This window comes from Saccharopolyspora antibiotica (genome assembly GCF_047200635.1).
In the GTDB taxonomy this organism is placed as follows: domain Bacteria; phylum Actinomycetota; class Actinomycetes; order Mycobacteriales; family Pseudonocardiaceae; genus Saccharopolyspora_C.
Genome location: NZ_JBJZOI010000024.1, coordinates 38969 through 55243 on the forward strand (window position 1 = coordinate 38969; position 16275 = coordinate 55243).

Annotated in this window: 10 protein-coding genes; all 10 read left to right on the plus strand. The window is 75.1% G+C overall.

Annotated features, from left to right (window positions below):
* Positions 1 to 279 precede the first annotated feature (279 nt).
* Positions 280 to 2061: a hypothetical protein gene (locus ACL03H_RS19840; protein WP_412812774.1), complete on the plus strand. Its 1782-nt coding sequence runs from the start codon at positions 280 to 282 to the stop codon at positions 2059 to 2061.
* 276 nt (positions 2062 to 2337) lie between these two features.
* Positions 2338 to 3507 carry an ADP-forming succinate--CoA ligase subunit beta gene (sucC, locus tag ACL03H_RS19845; RefSeq protein WP_412812775.1) on the plus strand — a complete coding sequence of 390 codons (1170 nt, stop codon included), beginning with the start codon at positions 2338 to 2340 and terminating at the stop codon, positions 3505 to 3507.
* Between the two features lie 3 nt (positions 3508 to 3510).
* A complete protein-coding gene (gene sucD, locus ACL03H_RS19850; protein ID WP_412812776.1) occupies positions 3511 to 4395 on the plus strand; it encodes a succinate--CoA ligase subunit alpha in 885 nt (294 codons plus the stop codon).
* Positions 4396 to 4714: 319 nt separating this feature from the next.
* Complete coding sequence (locus ACL03H_RS19855) at positions 4715 to 5665, plus strand: DUF5336 domain-containing protein (protein WP_412812777.1); 951 nt, start codon at positions 4715 to 4717, stop codon at positions 5663 to 5665.
* Between the two features lie 154 nt (positions 5666 to 5819).
* Positions 5820 to 7385 (plus strand): cell division protein PerM, encoded by a 1566-nt coding sequence (locus ACL03H_RS19860; RefSeq protein WP_412812778.1) that lies wholly within the window; start codon positions 5820 to 5822, stop codon positions 7383 to 7385.
* 185 nt (positions 7386 to 7570) lie between these two features.
* Complete coding sequence (purN, locus tag ACL03H_RS19865) at positions 7571 to 8164, plus strand: phosphoribosylglycinamide formyltransferase (protein ID WP_412812804.1); 594 nt, start codon at positions 7571 to 7573, stop codon at positions 8162 to 8164.
* Complete coding sequence (gene purH / locus ACL03H_RS19870; protein ID WP_412812779.1) at positions 8161 to 9726, plus strand: bifunctional phosphoribosylaminoimidazolecarboxamide formyltransferase/IMP cyclohydrolase; 1566 nt, start codon at positions 8161 to 8163, stop codon at positions 9724 to 9726. The genes purN and purH overlap by 4 nt, the downstream gene beginning before the upstream one ends.
* 634 nt (positions 9727 to 10360) lie before the next feature.
* On the plus strand, positions 10361 to 11167 hold the full coding sequence (locus ACL03H_RS19875) for a hypothetical protein (RefSeq protein WP_412812780.1): 807 nt from the start codon (positions 10361 to 10363) through the stop codon (positions 11165 to 11167).
* A gap of 25 nt (positions 11168 to 11192) precedes the next feature.
* Entirely contained in the window at positions 11193 to 12851 is a 1659-nt protein-coding gene (locus ACL03H_RS19880) for a DNA polymerase Y family protein (protein WP_412812805.1), read from the plus strand.
* Positions 12848 to 16150 (plus strand): error-prone DNA polymerase, encoded by a 3303-nt coding sequence (locus ACL03H_RS19885; RefSeq protein ID WP_412812781.1) that lies wholly within the window; start codon positions 12848 to 12850, stop codon positions 16148 to 16150. Before ACL03H_RS19880 ends, ACL03H_RS19885 begins: the two co-directional genes overlap by 4 nt.
* The last annotated feature ends 125 nt before the right edge of the window (positions 16151 to 16275 follow it).

Consider the following 16275-nt stretch of genomic DNA (forward strand, 5'->3'; position numbering starts at 1 on the left):
AGGAAGTCGATCCCGTTTGGACCAATGGGGTGGCGGGGTATCACCCCGCTCAGTGGCCCGGGGCAGCAATCAAGTGGCGCAAGTCACACTAAAATTGCCGCAACGCACTCAACCCGGAGGGCGTCCGAGTGTCCGCAACGACGCCCGAGGCCCCGCTATTCCCGCCCGCGCGGGCCGCCTCGCGGAACGCAACCGCCACCGGGGGCCGATCCGGGCCACGGTCCGTAGCGATCGCAGGTCCCCGAGGTTCCCGGGCGATCGATTGCTAGCGTCGGCGCGGTGAGTGCCCGGTCCGACCTCCCGTTCGAAGCCCCGGAGACGCCGATGAGCCGCCCGGCGGCGCCCGAACCCACCGGCCCGCCGACCGGGCTCGCCGCGGCGATCGCGGTGGCCGCCCTCGGCGCGCTGCTCGCCGGGACCGCGCCGCTGATCGGGATGGTCAGCCCGGACATGCCACCCGCGTACCCCGGCTGGCCGACGCTGCTGATCCTCGCGATGCTCCCGGCCGTGCTGGCGGCGCTGTTCTGGCGCGCCCGCCCCGTGCTGTCCGCCGCCGTGCTGCTCGGCCCCGCCGTGCTCGCGCCCGGACGCTTCGCCCAGGACTTCCAACTGGTCGCCGACGCCGGGCTCGCCGCGCGTCCCGAGCTGCTGCTGCCGGACACCCTCGACCCGATCGGCCCGGCCGCGGGCACCTGGCTGCTGCTGGCCGGGCACGTGCTCGCGCTCGTCGCCGGCGTGCTCGCGCTGGTCGCGACCGGTCGCCTGGTCGATCACTCCGGTGGTTCCGCGCCCGGCGACGACCCCTTCGGCTCGATCTCGGGCGGCTCGTCCCCCGGCGGCGCGGAGGCGGGGGCGCCCGGACGCGGGCAGGGGCTGCTCGCGCTCGTGCTGTGCGCGAGCGCCGTCGCCGCGGTCGGCCTGCTGATGGGGCCCTTCGTCTCCGCCGATCCGTACCTGCTCGCCAAGTCCGCGGTCGACGCGCCCGTCGCCGTCGGGGTGGGCAGCCTGCTGCTGGCGATCGCGGTCCCCGCCGCGGCCGGGTTCGCGGCCGGGTCCAGCGACCCGGAGCTCGTGCGCGGCGGACTGCTCGGCATCGCCATCGGGCTCGCCGGAGCCGTGGTGCCCCCGCTGCTCGGCGTCGCCGCGCTGACCCGGCTGCAACTCGCCTGGGGGCCGGTGCTCGGCCTGGTGGCCGCGCTCGCGCTGGTGGCGCTCGCCATCGTCGGCGGTCGCACGCCCGAGCACGACGCGGCGGAGGTGCGGCTGCCCGCGCTGACCCGGCTGCTGCGCGCCTCCGGGGCGCTGGCCCTGCTGGCCGGGGCGTCCGGCATCGCCGCCGCGCTCACCCCGCACCTGGAGATGCCCAGCTGGATCGACGACCCCTCGCTGTACCCGGCCCGGCTGCTGTGGCCGGGCGGCGTGGCGCTGGTGCTGCTCGGTGCCGGGCTGCTGGTCCCCCCGGTCGCGGCCGCCGTGCGTCCCGCGCTCACCGTGGCGTGGGCGGCGCTGCCGCTCGCCGGCGCGGCAGCCCTCGACAGCGTGCTCACCGCCACCCAGGTCGCCGGGGCCAGCGCGAGCGCGGGCGCCTGGCTGTCCGGCGCGGCGATGGCGCTCGCGGTGCTCGCCGCGGCCGTGGCCGCCGTGGCGGGCGGGGTGGAGCGCGACGACGTGGACCTCACCGAGCGGGACTGGCGGCCGGTGGTCGCGGTGCCCGCCGGGATCTCCGCGCTGCTCGGGCTGGCGGCCGTGCTGCTGCCGGTGCTCACCGCTCCCGACTACACCGCCCCCGGCGTGTTCACCCGCTTCGGCACCGCGTCCTGGGGGCTGATCGGCGCGGGTCTCGCGGTGCTGATCGCCGCCGTGCTCGCGACCAGGTCCCGTCCGGAGCGGGCGGTCGCGCTGCTCGGCGGCGCGGCGCTGGTGATGGCGGTGCGGGCGCTGGAGTTCCCGCTCACCGCGGACCGCGCCGAGGGGGCCGCTCCCGGACCGGGCCTCTGGTGCGCGATCGCCGCCTCGGTGGCGCTGCTGATCACCGCGGCCCTGGCGGCGCGGCGCGGCTGACCGTCCGCGAGCTGGTCGGCGCCGCACCGGGTGGCGGAGCGTTCCGCTCCCGGAATCGCGACGTCGCCGCCCCTCGACCTGGCCGCGAGCGGTGTTCCGTTCGTCACTCCAGCCGCTCGCGTCCCGGCTCCGGAACGGCGAAATGGTCGGTCTGGATGCATTCACCTGCGGCGATCGGCCCAGCGGGGTGAGCCAGTTCACCAGGTGCGCCGCACCGGTCGTCATCGCAGGTCGCTATCGTCGCCGAGTCCGACACCGACGTCGCAGGAGAGTCGAGTGGACCTGTACGAGTACCAGGCGAAGGAACTCTTCGCTTCCCACGGAGTGCCGACGCTGCCCGGTTCCGTGGCCACCAATCCCGAAGAGGCCAAGGCAGCCGCCGATGAACTCGGCGGGCCCGTGGTGGTCAAGGCCCAGGTGAAGACCGGGGGCCGCGGCAAGGCCGGTGGCGTCAAGCTGGCCGAGACGCCGGACGAGGCCCGGACCAAGGCCGAGGCGATCCTCGGTCTGGACATCAAGGGCCACGTGACGCGGCGCGTGCTGATCACGACCGCCTCCGACATCGCCGACGAGTACTACTTCTCCTTCCTGCTCGACCGCGCCAACCGGAACTTCCTGGCGATGGCCTCGGTCGAGGGTGGGATGGAGATCGAGGAAGTCGCCGCGACGAAGCCCGAGGCGCTGGCGCGCATCGCGATCGACCCGATCGAGGGTGTCGACGCGGCCAAGGCCCGCGAGATCGTCGAGGCCGCGAACTTCCCGGCCGAGGTCGCCGACCAGGTCGTCGACGTGATCGTCAAGCTGTGGGAGACCTTCGTCGCGGAGGACGCCACGCTCGTCGAGATCAACCCGCTGGTCAAGGACCCGCAGGGCAAGATCATCGCGCTGGACGGCAAGGTCACGCTGGACGAGAACGCCGCGTTCCGGCAGCCGCAGCAGGCCGAGCTGGTCGACGCCGAGGCGGAGGACCCGCTGGAGGCCAAGGCCAAGGCCAAGGACCTCAACTACGTCAAGCTCGACGGCGAGGTCGGCATCATCGGCAACGGCGCCGGCCTGGTCATGTCCACGCTGGACGTGGTGGCCTACGCGGGCGAGGCGCACTCGAACGTCAAGCCGGCCAACTTCCTGGACATCGGCGGCGGAGCGTCCGCCGAGGTCATGGCCGCCGGACTGGACGTCATCCTCGGGGACACCGACGTGAAGTCGGTCTTCGTCAACGTCTTCGGCGGGATCACCGCCTGCGACGCCGTGGCCAACGGCATCGTGCAGGCGCTGAAGATCCTGGGCGACGACGCGACCAAGCCGCTGGTCGTCCGGCTCGACGGCAACAACGTCGAGGAAGGCCGGCGCATCCTCGCCGAGGCGAACCACCCGCTGGTCACCTTGGTGGACACGATGGACGGCGCGGCCGACAAGGCCGCCGAACTTGCTGCTGCGGGGGCGTGACCCATGGCCATCTTCCTCAACGAGAACAGCAAGGTCATCGTCCAGGGCATCACCGGCTCCGAGGGCACCAAGCACACCGCGCGGATGCTCAAGTCGGGCACCAACATCGTCGGCGGCGTCAACGCCCGCAAGGCCGGGCAGACCGTCGAGATCGAGGGCAAGGAGCTCACGGTCTTCGGCACCGTCGCCGAGGCGATGAAGGAGACCGGCGCCGACGTCTCGGTGCTGTTCGTGCCGCCGAAGTTCGCCAAGGACGCGGTCGTCGAGGCCATCGACGCCGAGATCCCGCTCGCCGTGGTGATCACCGAGGGCATCCCGGTGCACGACTCCGCCTACTTCTGGGCGCACGCGAACGCCACCGGCAACAAGACCCGCATCGTCGGGCCGAACTGCCCCGGCGTGATCTCGCCCGGCAAGTCCAACGCGGGCATCATCCCGGCGGACATCACCGGTCCCGGCAAGATCGGCTTGGTGTCGAAGTCGGGCACGCTGACGTACCAGATGATGTACGAGCTGCGCGACATCGGCTTCTCCACCGCCGTGGGCATCGGCGGTGACCCGATCATCGGCACCACGCACATCGACGCGCTCCAGGCGTTCCAGGACGACCCGGAGACCGAGGCGATCGTGATGATCGGCGAGATCGGTGGCGACGCCGAAGAGCGGGCCGCCGACTACATCAAGGCCAACATCACCAAGCCGGTGGTCGGCTACGTCGCGGGCTTCACCGCTCCGGAGGGCAAGACCATGGGCCACGCGGGCGCCATCGTGTCCGGCTCCTCGGGGACCGCGGCCGCGAAGAAGGAGGCCCTGGAGGCCGCCGGAGTCAAGGTCGGCAAGACCCCCAGCGAGACCGCGAACCTGATGCGCGAGATCGTCAAGGGCTGAGCACTTCCGCTCCACGACCGGGGCCGGGCACCCAGCGCGGGTGCCCGGCCCCGGTCGTTTCGCGTGCGGGGCCGGTCTCGGTGACCTTCTCCACAGCCGCCAACCGGGTGGGCTCGCCGCCGCGCGTCGTGGCCGGTCCGGGGGCGGTTCGCGGGTGGCGGCCGAGGTGAACGCGCCGCGGGCGGCCGCGACGCGCCGCTCGGACACAGGTCGTACCCGTTCGGCAACTCAATCACAGTCCGATACCGTTTCGAGTGTCACTCTTCCGTGAGTGGCAGCGCGTTCTCCTGACCCTCGGCGAGGAGGAGTCCTCTCACCCATGTCCACGCCCTACGGTGCGCCCCCGCCCCACCAGCAGGCACCTCCGCACGCAGGGCCTCCTCGTGCGGAGACGCCGAAGTCCGGTGGCCCGGGCAACTCCGAACTCCCCAAGATCCTCTCCCTGGTGGCCGCCGGGGCCGGGCTCGTCGCCTACGTGCTCGGGTTCTTCGACCCCGCGGCCGCCGGGCTGATCGCGGGCACCGCCGGTCTCGCGATCATCGGCAGCGGCGTGCTGCTCGGCCTCCGCGCGCTGCCGAAGTCCCCGAACACGCTGGTCGCGGCGGCTCCGCTCGCGATCTACGGCGCGCTCGTGCTGTTGCAGGCGGTGCTCGGCGGTGGCGTCGGCGGCATCGGCATCGTCCAGCTGCTGCTGGCGTTGGTGCAGGCCGCGGTCGTCGTCGTGCTCGCGCTGGCCGAGGCCGGTGTCGTCGAGCTGCCCGCAGGTGCCGGGAAGGCCGCCGAGCCGCGCGGCCGCCAGCAGGGCCCGGGCACCGGTCCGTTCCCGCCGCTGGGCGGCCCGGGTCAGCACGGCCCCGGTCCGCACGGCCCAGGTCAGCACGGTCCCGGTGGCCCGGGTGCTCCGGGCGGCCAGCAGCCCTACGGGCAGCAGCCAGGCGCCCCCGGACCCCAGCCCGGCTGGGGCCCTCCCGGTCCTGGTGGTCCGCAGGGCGGCCCCGGCCACCCGCAGCCCGGTGGGCACGGACAGCCCGGCCCCGGTCCCCAGTACGGCCAGCAGGGCGGCCCCGGCCCGCACGGCGCGGGTCAGCCCGGCCCCGGCTACGGCGGCCCCGGCGCGCCCGGCGGCTACGGCCCCGGTCCGCAGCAGGGACCGGACAGCCCGGCGGGCGGTTCGCCGGCCGGCGACCCCGGCCCGGCCTCCGGCCCGCAGCCGTCCACCCCGGACGGCCCCGAGGGCACCCGGCAGATGCAGTACCCCGGTTCTCCCTGAGAACCTGACCGCTCGCGGAGGGCGTCGACCACCTCGGTCGGCGCCCTCCGCGCGTTCCAGGCCCGGGACTCTGCGTGACCGTGATCGCTAGATGGGCTGACGCTGCGGCGAGTCCTGGGCGACCGGCGGCGGCGCCGGTGCGAGATTCGGCCGCATGCCGCTGATCGAATCGCTGCCCGACGCGGACCTGGTGCCGGACCCCGAGGCCGAGCACCACCGGAGGACCGGGTGGCGGTGGCTCGGCGCGCTCGTGCTCTCCACGACCCTCGGCGGCTACCTGCTGGCCGCGACCCTGCTGGCGCTCGTCGCCACCACCGCGTCCGGGCCGGAGATCGACGCGGTGGCGCTGCTCGCCGCCGCCGTTCCCGGCTGGCTGGCCGTCCACCAGGTGCCGCTGGAACTCCTCGGCGCGCCCCTGTCGGTGCTGCCGTTCCTGCCGACCATCTTGTTCGGCGTGCTCACCGCCGCCGCCACCGCCGCCGCGCAGCGCCGCATCGGGCTGGTGGGCCTGCGGGACTCCTGCCTGCTCGTGGGTGTGCTGGCGGGCGCGCACGGGGTGCTGGGGGCGCTGCTCGCCGGGCTGCTGGGCGGTTTCGTGGACGCCTCGGTGCCGGGCGCGTTCCTGCGTTGCGGGCTGCTCGTCGCGGCCGCCGCGAGCGTCGGGGCCTGCCGGAGCGAGGAGCTCGTCGAGCAGCTGCGCGCGCGGATCACCCCGGAGGTGGCCGCCGGGCTGCGCGGGGCGTTGCTGAGCTGGACCGGGGTGCTCGCCGCGGGCGCGCTGGTGGCGGTGCTCGCGCTGTGCCTGGGAGCCCCGCGAGTGGCGGAGCTGGTGGGCCGCGCGGGCTCCGCGGGCGACGCCTTCGGGATGGTGCTGCTCTCGCTGCTGTACCTGCCGAACGCGGCGCTGGCCGGGTGGTCCTTCGCCGCCGGCCCGGGGATCGACCTCGGAGCGCTGGCGGTGCGCCTCTTCGGGATCGAGCCCGCCCCGGTACCGGAGCTGCCGCTGCTGGCGGCGCTCCCGCCGGGCCCGGCCGGGTGGTGGTGGCCGGTCGCGATGGTGCTGCCGGTGGCGGTCGGGGTGCTCCTCGGCGCGCGCTGCGGCCGGGAGCTGGCCGGGCGGCGGCGGATGACGGCGGTGGCGCTGGCCGCCTTGGCCGCGGGGTTCGGCGTGCTGGTGGTCGCGGCCCTGACCGGTGGTGCCCTCGGCGGCGGGCGGTTCGACCCGGTCACACTGCACCCGCTGCTGCTGGCGGCGGCGACGACCGGTTGGCTGCTGGTTCCCGCGCTGCCCGCGGCGTGGCTGGCCCCGGCTCCTCCGGCGCCGGTGGACGTGCCGGAACCGCGCGCGAGCGCGGAGGCCCCCGCGCCGGAGGAGGGGCTCGCGGAGGACGCCGACGACACCGGGGAGAACGGGGACACCGACTCGGGGGACACCGAGGAGGACTTCGAGGAGGACGGGACGAGCGGCGACGACCTCCACGCGGACGCCGAGCCGGAGGACGCCGAGCCGGAGGAGAGCGGGCTGCCGGGCGACGCCGGGCAGCCGGAGGACGACGTGGAGTTCGACCTCGACGAGGCGGAGTGGGCCGACCTGGTCCTGCGCGCCCAGCAGGCCGAGGCCCAGGAACCCCCGGTCTCCTGGTCCGGCGAGATCCACGCCGACGAGGAGCCCACCGGACCCGCCGACGAGGACGGCAGCTCCGGCGGCGCCGCCCGCTGAGGCCGGTGAGGGCTGGACCACTCGCGTCGGGACCTGGCCGAGGGAGCCGCCGGAGCGCCGCTACGCTGCTCGGTGAGATCGTGACCAGGCACTGTCAGGAGTCAGAGCTGAGCACTCCCGCATCGAACGGCCCGGACCCCGCGCCGCGCGAACCCACGCGGTTCCGCCCCGCCGAACCCGCCCGGGTGCTGGTGCTGGTCTCCGGTTCCGGCACTCTGCTGCAAGCCCTCCTCGACGCGACCGCGCGCCCGGACTTCCCGGTGCGGATCGTGGCGGTGGGCGCCGACCGGGGCGGCATCGAAGGCCTCGCCCGCGCCGAGCGCGCCGGGATCCCGACGTTCGTGCGCCGCGTGGCCGACCACGCGAGCAGGCAGGACTGGGACGAGGCGCTCACCGAGGCCTGCGCCGAGCACGAACCCGACCTGGTGGTCTCCGCGGGCTTCATGAAGCTCGCCGGGGAGCACTTCCTGGCCCGCTTCGGCGGCCGCTACCTCAACAGCCATCCGGCGCTGCTGCCCTCGTTCCCGGGGATGCACGGGGTGCGCGACGCCCTGGAGCACGGGGTGCGCGTCACCGGCTGCACCCTGTTCGTGGTGGACGCGGGCGTGGACACCGGGCCGATCCTGGCGCAGGAGGCGGTGCCGGTGCTCGCCGGCGACGACGAGGCGAGCTTGCACGAACGGATCAAGGCCGCCGAGCGGCGGCTGCTGGTCGAGACCCTGGAACAGCTCGCGCGGCACGGCTGGACCGTGCGGGAGCGGAAGGTGGAGATCCCGTGACCGAGAACTCGCAGGAACGGCGTCCGGTGCGCCGGGCGTTGATCGGCGTGTCCGACAAGTCCGGTCTGCTGGACCTGGCCACCGGGCTGCACGCGGCCGGGGTGGAGATCGTGTCCACGGGCGGCACGGCGCGCGCCATCGCGGACGCCGGAGTGCCGGTCACCCCGGTCGAGGAGCTCACCGGCTTCCCGGAGGCGCTCGACGGCCGGGTGAAGACGCTGCACCCGCGGGTGCACGCGGGCCTGCTCGCGGACCTGCGCCGCCCCGAGCACGCCGAGCAGCTCGCGGACCTGGGCATCCCGCCGTTCGACCTGCTCGTGGTGAACCTCTACCCGTTCGTGCGCACCGTCGACTCCGGTGCGGGCCCGGACGAGGTGATCGAGCAGATCGACATCGGCGGCCCCGCGATGGTGCGCGCCTCGGCGAAGAACCACGCGAACGTGGCCGTGGTCGTGGACCCGAGCAAGTACGAGTGGTTGCTGGAGGAGGTGCGCGCGGGCGGCTTCACGCTGCCCGAGCGGGTCGAGCTGGCCGCGGAGGCGTTCCGGCACACCGCGTCCTACGACGTGGCGGTGGCGAGCTGGATGAGCCGGGTGCCGACCGGCGACGACGAGGTGTTCCCCGGCTGGCTGGGGGAGACCTGGGAGCGGCGCTCGGCGCTGCGCTACGGCGAGAACCCGCACCAGGCCGCCGCGCTGTACGTCTCCGGCGGGATGGCCACCGGCCTGGCCGCCGCGGCGCAGCTGCACGGCAAGGAGATGTCCTACAACAACTACGTGGACGCCGACGCGGCCTGGCGGTCCGCCCACGACCACGACGACCCCTGCGTGGCGATCATCAAGCACGCCAACCCGTGCGGCATCGCGGTGGGCGAGGACATCGCGGCGGCGCACCGCAAGGCGCACGAGTGCGACCCGGTGAGCGCGTTCGGCGGGGTCATCGCCGCGAACCGCGAGGTGTCGGTGCCTATGGCCGAGCAGATCGCGGAGGTGTTCACCGAGGTCGTGGTCGCTCCCGGTTACGCGGAGGGCGCCGTCGACGTGCTGATGCGGAAGAAGAACGTGCGGGTGCTGACCGCCCGCCCGCCGCGTTCGGGCCGGGTCGAGCTGCGGGCGATCTCCGGCGGGGTGCTGGCCCAGCAGTCCGACGCCATCGACGCCGAGGGCGACGACCCGGCGAACTGGACGCTCGCGACCGGGGAGCCGGTGGACGCGGCGACGCTGGCGGACCTGCGGTTCGCCTGGCGCGCCTGCCGCGCGGTGAAGTCGAACGCGATCCTGCTGGCGAACGACGGTGCCACGGTCGGCGTCGGCATGGGCCAGGTCAACCGGGTCGACTCGGCGCGCCTGGCGGTGACCAGGGCCGGCGAGCGGGCCGCGGGCTCGGTCGTGGCCTCGGACGCCTTCTTCCCGTTCGCGGACGGGGCGCAGGTGCTGCTCGACGCCGGGGTGCGCGCCGTCGTGCAGCCGGGTGGCTCGGTGCGGGACGACGAGACGATCGAGGCCTGCCGCGCGGCCGGGGTGCCGATGTACCTCACCGGCACCAGGCACTTCGCGCACTGACGACGTCGGCCGGGGGCCCGCCGCGCGGCGGGCCACCACGACCGGCCGCGGATCATCGGCTCCGGATTCATCGGGGGCGGTGCGGGTGGATCCCGCACCGCCCCCGTTTTCGTCGCGCGCGCGGCCTGGCCGGAGTTGTCGGTGGGAGGGTGCAGGATCGGGCCGTCCGGGCGGGCGCGGGATCTTCCGCGGGGCGTGGGGCGCTCCCACCTGGGGTTGTCGAACTCGTGTTCGCTCTTTGGTGTCAACGCCTTGACTGCGAGCCCGTGGCCAGGGTTTACTTGTTTCAGTCGAACGCAAGTTCGATCTCGGTGGGGCCGGTATCGGTCCGCTGGGCGGTTCGGGACGCGGGGTTCCCGAGCCGTCGGCCGGGGGTTCCGGCGTCGCGGGGGCGTCGGGGCGGACGGGTGATCGGAACGGGCGAAGGAGGAACCCAACAGCGGCGGTCCGCAGCGGATCGCCGGAGCGCTGAGAACTGGCAGGGAACATCGGAGCGATCGCCGTCCGGGCGGTCGTTCCACGAGGTCCAGTCGTCCGGGCGCAGACGACGCGACCTCACCGCTGTCTCCCCACAGCGGACGGGGATGCCCGGGACGGGGCCGGGCATCCGTGCGAACGAGGTGGGGAGCAGCGGATGTCCGCGAACACGTCCTCGGTGGCGTTGGACGGGGTGATCACGGCTCGCGGGGTGTCCGTGGCCGCCTCGGCCACCGGGGTGGACGGCGATCCCGTCGCGGGACGGGTGCTGCCCACGCGGGCGGAATTCGCCGCCGTGCTGCCGTGGCCAGGTCTGCGCCGCGGCAGCACGGTGGCGGTGCAGGACTCGGCCTCGCTGCTGTTCGCCCTGCTGTCCGAGGCGACGGCGGCGGGCTCGTGGGCGGCCGTGGTGGGACTGCCGGGGCTCGGCCTCGCCGCGGCCGCCGAAGCCGGGGTGGAGCTGTCCCGGCTGGCCCTGGTCCCGCAGCCCGGGGACGACCCGGTCGCGGTGATCACCGCCTTGCTCGACGGGGTGGACCTGGTGGTGGTCGGTCAACCGGGACTGGTGCGCGAGGCAGATGCCCGGCGGCTGTCCACCCGGGCTCGGCACCGGGGCGCGGTGCTGCTGCCGTTCGGCCCGTGGCCGGGTGCTGAGGTGCGGTTGCGGTGCGCGCGGGCGCGCTGGCACGGCCTCGGGCAGGGCCACGGACACCTGCGGGAGCGCGAGGTCACGATCCGCGCGGGTGGGCGCGGGGCGGCGTCTCGGCCCCGCTCGTGCCGGTTGTTGCTGCCGGGCCGCGGGGGCCCGGTCGCGCCGCTGGCGCAGCAGGCGGTGGCCCAGGACCTCGCTCCCGAACCGACCGGGAACGAGCCGGACAACCGGGTGATGCCCGGCCCGGTCCGGTCCGGTGCGCGCGGGCGGGGTGGGCTCCGCCCGGTGGCGGGTGACGACCGTGCCGGATGACGACGTGCCCGCCAGCGCGGAGGGTGTGGCCCCGGAGGACGCCGTCGGCGGTGCGCCGGAGGCGGGGACCGCGGTGCGGCGTTTCCTGGTGTGGTGCCCGGACTGGCCGGTGGTGGCCGCCGCGCTCGCGGACGGTCTCGATCCGCTGGTCCCGGCGGCGGTGTTCCACGCGAACCGGGTGCTGGCCTGTTCGGCGACGGCTCGGGCGGTCGGGGTCCGGCGCGGGATGCGCCGCCGCGAAGCGCAGGGGCGGTGCCCGGAACTGGCGGTCTCCGAGCACGATCCGTCCCGGGACGCCCGGCTGTTCGAACCGGTCGTGATCGCGGTGGAGGAGCTCGTCCCCGGAGTGGAGGTCGTGCGCCCGGGATTGGTGGCCCTCCCCGCACGGGGTCCGGCGCGGTACTTCGGTTCGGAGCGGACCGCGGCGGAACGGTTGATCGACCAGGTCGCGGCGCGCACCGGGGTGGAGTGCCAGGTGGGCGTGGCGGACGGCCTGTTCGCCGGGGTGCTGGCGGCCCGGCGCGGCGTGCTGGTGCCCCCGGGCGGCAGCCGCGAGTTCCTCGCCCCGCTCGGCATCGGCGAGATCGACCAGCCCGCGCAGCGCTCGTCGGCTCCGGGGCCCGGTGCGGGCCGGGCGGAGCTGGTGGACCTGCTGCGTCGGCTGGGCATCCGCACCCTCGGCGAGTTCGCCGACCTGGTCCCGGCCGACGTCGCCACCCGCTTCGGCTCCGACGCGCTGCTGGCGCAGCGGGCCGCGCGCGGGGAGGAGGAACGCCCGCCGGACCGGCGGCGGCCCCCGCCGGAGCTGGCGGTCACCGAGCGGCTCGACCCGCCGGTGGACCGGGTGGACGTGGCCGCGTTCGCCGCGAAGGCGCTGGCGGAGCGGCTGCACCTGTTGCTGGGCGAGCGCGGCCTCGCCTGCACCCGACTGGGGATCTCGGCGCGCACCGAGAGCGGCGAGGAGCTGCACCGGGTGTGGCGCTGCGCGGATCCGCTGAGCCCGGGCGACACCGTGGACCGGGTGCGCTGGCAGCTGGACGGCTGGCTCGGCTCCCGCTCGCGGGAACCGCGTCCCACCTCCGGCGTGGCGGTGCTGACGCTGAGTCCGGAGGAGGTCGTGGGCGCGGGCGGTCTCCAACTCGACCTGATGCGCTCCGCCACCGGCGCGGCCGATGCGCGGGCGGGCCGCGCCTTCGTGCGGGTGCAGGGCCTGCTCGGCCCGGACCGGGTGCTGGTGGCGGTGCCCTCCGGCGGCCGGGACCCGGGCGATCGCGTGACGCTGGTGCCGTGGGGCGCGGAGCGCAGGCCCCGGCGGGAGCCGGACCGCCCGTGGCCGGGCCGGATCCCCCCGCCCTCGCCCTCGGTGCTGCCCGATTCCCCGTGGCCCGCGGCGGTGCTCGACGAAGCGGGTGAGCCGGTGCTGCTCACCGCCCGGCTGGAGCTCACCGCCCCGCCGCGCCGGGTGGTCGTCGGTGGCCGCTCCCGGGAGGTGAGCGGGTGGGCCGGACCGTGGCCGCTGCGCGAGCGCTGGTGGGACCGGACCGACGACCCGGGCGCGGTGATCCGGATGCAGGTGGTGCTGGCCGCCCCGGAGGACGCGGACCCGCCCGGCGAGCAGGACGAGATCGCGCTGCTGCTGGTGCACGAGGCGGCGGCGTGGTCGGTGCGGGGGGTGTACCGGTGAACTGGTTCAACCCGCCGCAGTCCTGGTCGGAGCTGGAGAAGGCGCTGTCCGGCAAGGGGACCCCGCCCGGGGAGCACGCCTTCCCCGGCGATGGCGGCGACGCCCCGGCCTGGACCCGCACCCGAGCGCCCTACGAGGGCGGCGGGGAACCCGCCCCCGCCGAGGTGCCCTACGCCGAGCTGCACGCGCACTCCCACTTCAGCTTCCTGGACGGCGCGAGCTATCCGGAGGAACTGGTCGCCGAAGCGGCCCGGCTCGGGCTGGAGGCGGTGGCCCTGACCGACCACGACGGCATGTACGGCGTGGTCCGCTTCGCGGAGGCCGCCGCCGAGCACGGCGTGCGCACCCTGTTCGGTTCCGAGCTGAGCCTCGGGCCCGACGGGGCCCGCGCCACCGCGCGCACCGGGGAACCGGACCCGCCCGACCAGCACCTGCTGGTGCTGGCTCGCGACCCGGAGGGCTACGGACGGCTGTGCCGGGCGATCACCGCCGCGCAGCTGCGCGGCGGGGAGAAGGGACGCCCGCACTACGACCTCGCCGAGCTCGCGGCCGAGGCCGACGGGCACTGGGTGGTGCTCACCGGTTGCCGCAAGGGCGCGGTCCGCTCGGCCTGGGAGCTCGGCGGGACGCCCGCGGCCGAGGCGGAGCTGGACCGGCTGGTGGCGCTGTTCGGGGCCGGGAACGTGGTGGTGGAGCTCACCGACCACGGGTTGCCCGAGGACTCCGCGCGCAACGACGCGCTGTTCGAGCTGGCGCGGCGGCGCGGCCTGCGCGCGGTGGCGTCCGCGGCGGCGCACCTGGCGTCTCCGGAGCGGGAGCGGATCGCTTCGGTGCTCGCGGCGATCCGCGCTCGCCGCGGCCTGGACGAGCTGGACGGCTGGCTGCCGCCTTCGGCGGGCGCGCACCTGCGCTCCGGGGCCGAGATGGCGCGCCGCTTCGCCCGCTACCCGGGGGTGGTGGCCGCCGCGGCCGAGCTCGGCCGGGAGTGCGCCTTCGACCTGCGCCTGGTGGCGCCCCGGCTGCCGCCGTTCGAGGTGCCGTCGGGCCGGACCGAGGCCGAGCACCTGCGCGAACTCACGATGCGCGGCGCCGCCGAGCGCTACGGCCCGCCGGAGCGGAACCCGGCGGCGTACCGGCAGCTGGAGCACGAGCTGGACGTGATCGAACGGCTCGGCTTCCCCGGCTACTTCCTGGTGGTGCGGGACATCGTGCGGTTCTGCCAGGAGCAGGACGTGCTGTGCCAGGGCCGGGGCTCGGCGGCCAACTCGGCGGTCTGCTTCGCGCTGCGGATCACGAACGCGGACCCGGTGCGCTACGCGCTGCTGTTCGAGCGCTTCCTGGCTCCGGAGCGGGACGGGCCGCCGGACATCGACCTGGACATCGAATCGGACCGCCGCGAGGAGGTGATCCAGTACGTCTACGAGCGCTACGGCCGCACGCACGCCGCGCAGGTCGCGAACGTGATCGCCTACCGACCGAAGTCGGCGGTGCGGGACGTGGCGCGGGCGCTGGGGTACTCCCCGGGGCAGCAGGACGCCTGGAGCAAGCGGGTGGAGAGCTGGCACGAGCTGCCCGATGACGACGAGCTCCCCGGCCAGGTGCGGGAGCTGGCGAACGAGCTCATCGGCTTCCCCCGGCACCTGGGGATCCACTCCGGCGGCATGGTGCTCTGCCACCGCCCGGTGAGCGAGGTGTGCCCGGTGGAGTGGGCGCGGATGCCCGGCCGCACGGTGCTGCAGTGGGACAAGGACGACTGCGCCTCGGCCGGGCTGGTGAAGTTCGACCTGCTGGGGCTGGGGATGCTCTCGGCGCTGCACTACGCGATCGACCTGGTCGCCGAGCACCACGGCCGCCAGGTCGACCTGGGCGAGCTGGACCTGGCCGACGACGCGGTGTACGAGATGCTGCGCCGCGCCGACGCGATCGGTGTGTTCCAGGTGGAGAGCCGGGCCCAGCTGGCGACGCTGCCGAGGTTGAAGCCGCGCGAGTTCTACGACCTGGTGGTGGAGGTGGCGCTGATCCGCCCCGGCCCGATCCAGGGCGGCTCGGTGCACCCCTACATCCGTCGCCGCAACGGCCTGGAGGAGTGGGACTACGAGCACCCGCTGATGGCGGGCGCGCTGGCGAAGACCCTGGGAGTGCCGCTGTTCCAGGAGCAGCTGATGCAGCTGGCGGTCGACGTGGCCGGGTTCTCGCCGGCGGAGGCCGACGAGCTGCGCCGCGCGATGGGCGCGAAGCGCTCCGGGGAGCGGATGCGGCGGCTGCGGGACCGGTTGTTCGCGGGCATGGCGGCGAACGGGATCGGCGCGGAGCTGGCGGAGCGGGTGTACGCGCGGCTGCTGGCGTTCGCGAACTACGGGTTCCCGGAGAGCCACGCGCTGAGCTTCGCGCTGCTGGTGTTCGCCAGCGCCTGGTTCAAGCACTACTACCCGGCGGCGTTCTGCGCGGCGCTGCTCAAGGCGCAGCCGATGGGCTTCTACTCGCCGCAGTCGCTGGTCGCGGACGCCCGCAGGCACGGGGTCCGGGTGTTCGGCCCGGACGTGAACGCCAGCCGGGTGCGGGCCGACCTCGAAACCGACTCCCGTTCGGAGGGCGGGCGGGCGGTGCGGTTGGGCCTGGCCTCGGTGCGCACCGTGGGCGAGGGCGTCGCGGAGCGGCTGGTCGCCGAACGCGCCGAGCACGGGCCGTTCGCGGACCTGGCGGACGTGGCTCGGCGGGGCCTGCTGAGCGCCCCGCAGATGGAGGCGCTGGCGACGGCTGGCGCGTTCGGCTGCTTCGGGTTGTCCCGCAGGCAGGCGCTGTGGAACGCGGCGGCCGCCGCCGCGGACCGGCCGGACCGGCTGCCCGGCACGACGGTGGCCGCGGAGCCGCCGGTGCTGCCGGGCATGGACGGGGTGGAGCTGGCGGCGGCGGACGTGTGGGCGACCGGGGTGTCCCCGGACAGCTTCCCGGTGCAGTTCCTGCGCGCCCGCCTGGACGGGCTGGGCGCCGTGCCCGCCTCCGGGCTGTCCGACGTGGAGCACGGGGCCCGGGTGCTGGTGGGCGGGGCCGTGACGCACCGGCAGCGCCCGGCGACCGCGAGCGGGATCACCTTCCTGAACCTGGAGGACGAGACCGGCATGATCAACGTGGTGTGCTCGCCGGGGCTCTGGGCCCGCTACCGCGCGGTGGCCCGCGGCAGCGCGGCGCTGCTGATCCGCGGCACCCTGGAGCGCACCGAGGGAGTGGTCAACCTCCGCGCGGACCGCCTCCAGCGCCTCGACATGCGGGTCCCCTCCACCTCCCGGGACTTCTGCTGACCCACCCCGCGATTTCGCCAGAAATCACCCTCCTCCGGGGCCGAGGGGCCGCGATTTCGCGAGAAATCTCCCTCCGCCAGGGCCGCCCCGTCTCGCGATTTCGTGAGAAATCCGCCTCCGCCAGC

Excerpts from the sequence above, each read along its gene's own strand:
- sucD (WP_412812776.1), top strand. The coding sequence starts at position 3,511 with ATGGCCATCTTCCTCAACGAGAACAGCAAGGTCATCGTCCAGGGCATC.
- ACL03H_RS19855 (WP_412812777.1), top strand. The coding sequence starts at position 4,715 with ATGTCCACGCCCTACGGTGCGCCCCCGCCCCACCAGCAGGCACCTCCG.
- ACL03H_RS19860 (WP_412812778.1), top strand. The coding sequence starts at position 5,820 with ATGCCGCTGATCGAATCGCTGCCCGACGCGGACCTGGTGCCGGACCCC.
- ACL03H_RS19875 (WP_412812780.1), top strand. The coding sequence starts at position 10,361 with ATGTCCGCGAACACGTCCTCGGTGGCGTTGGACGGGGTGATCACGGCT.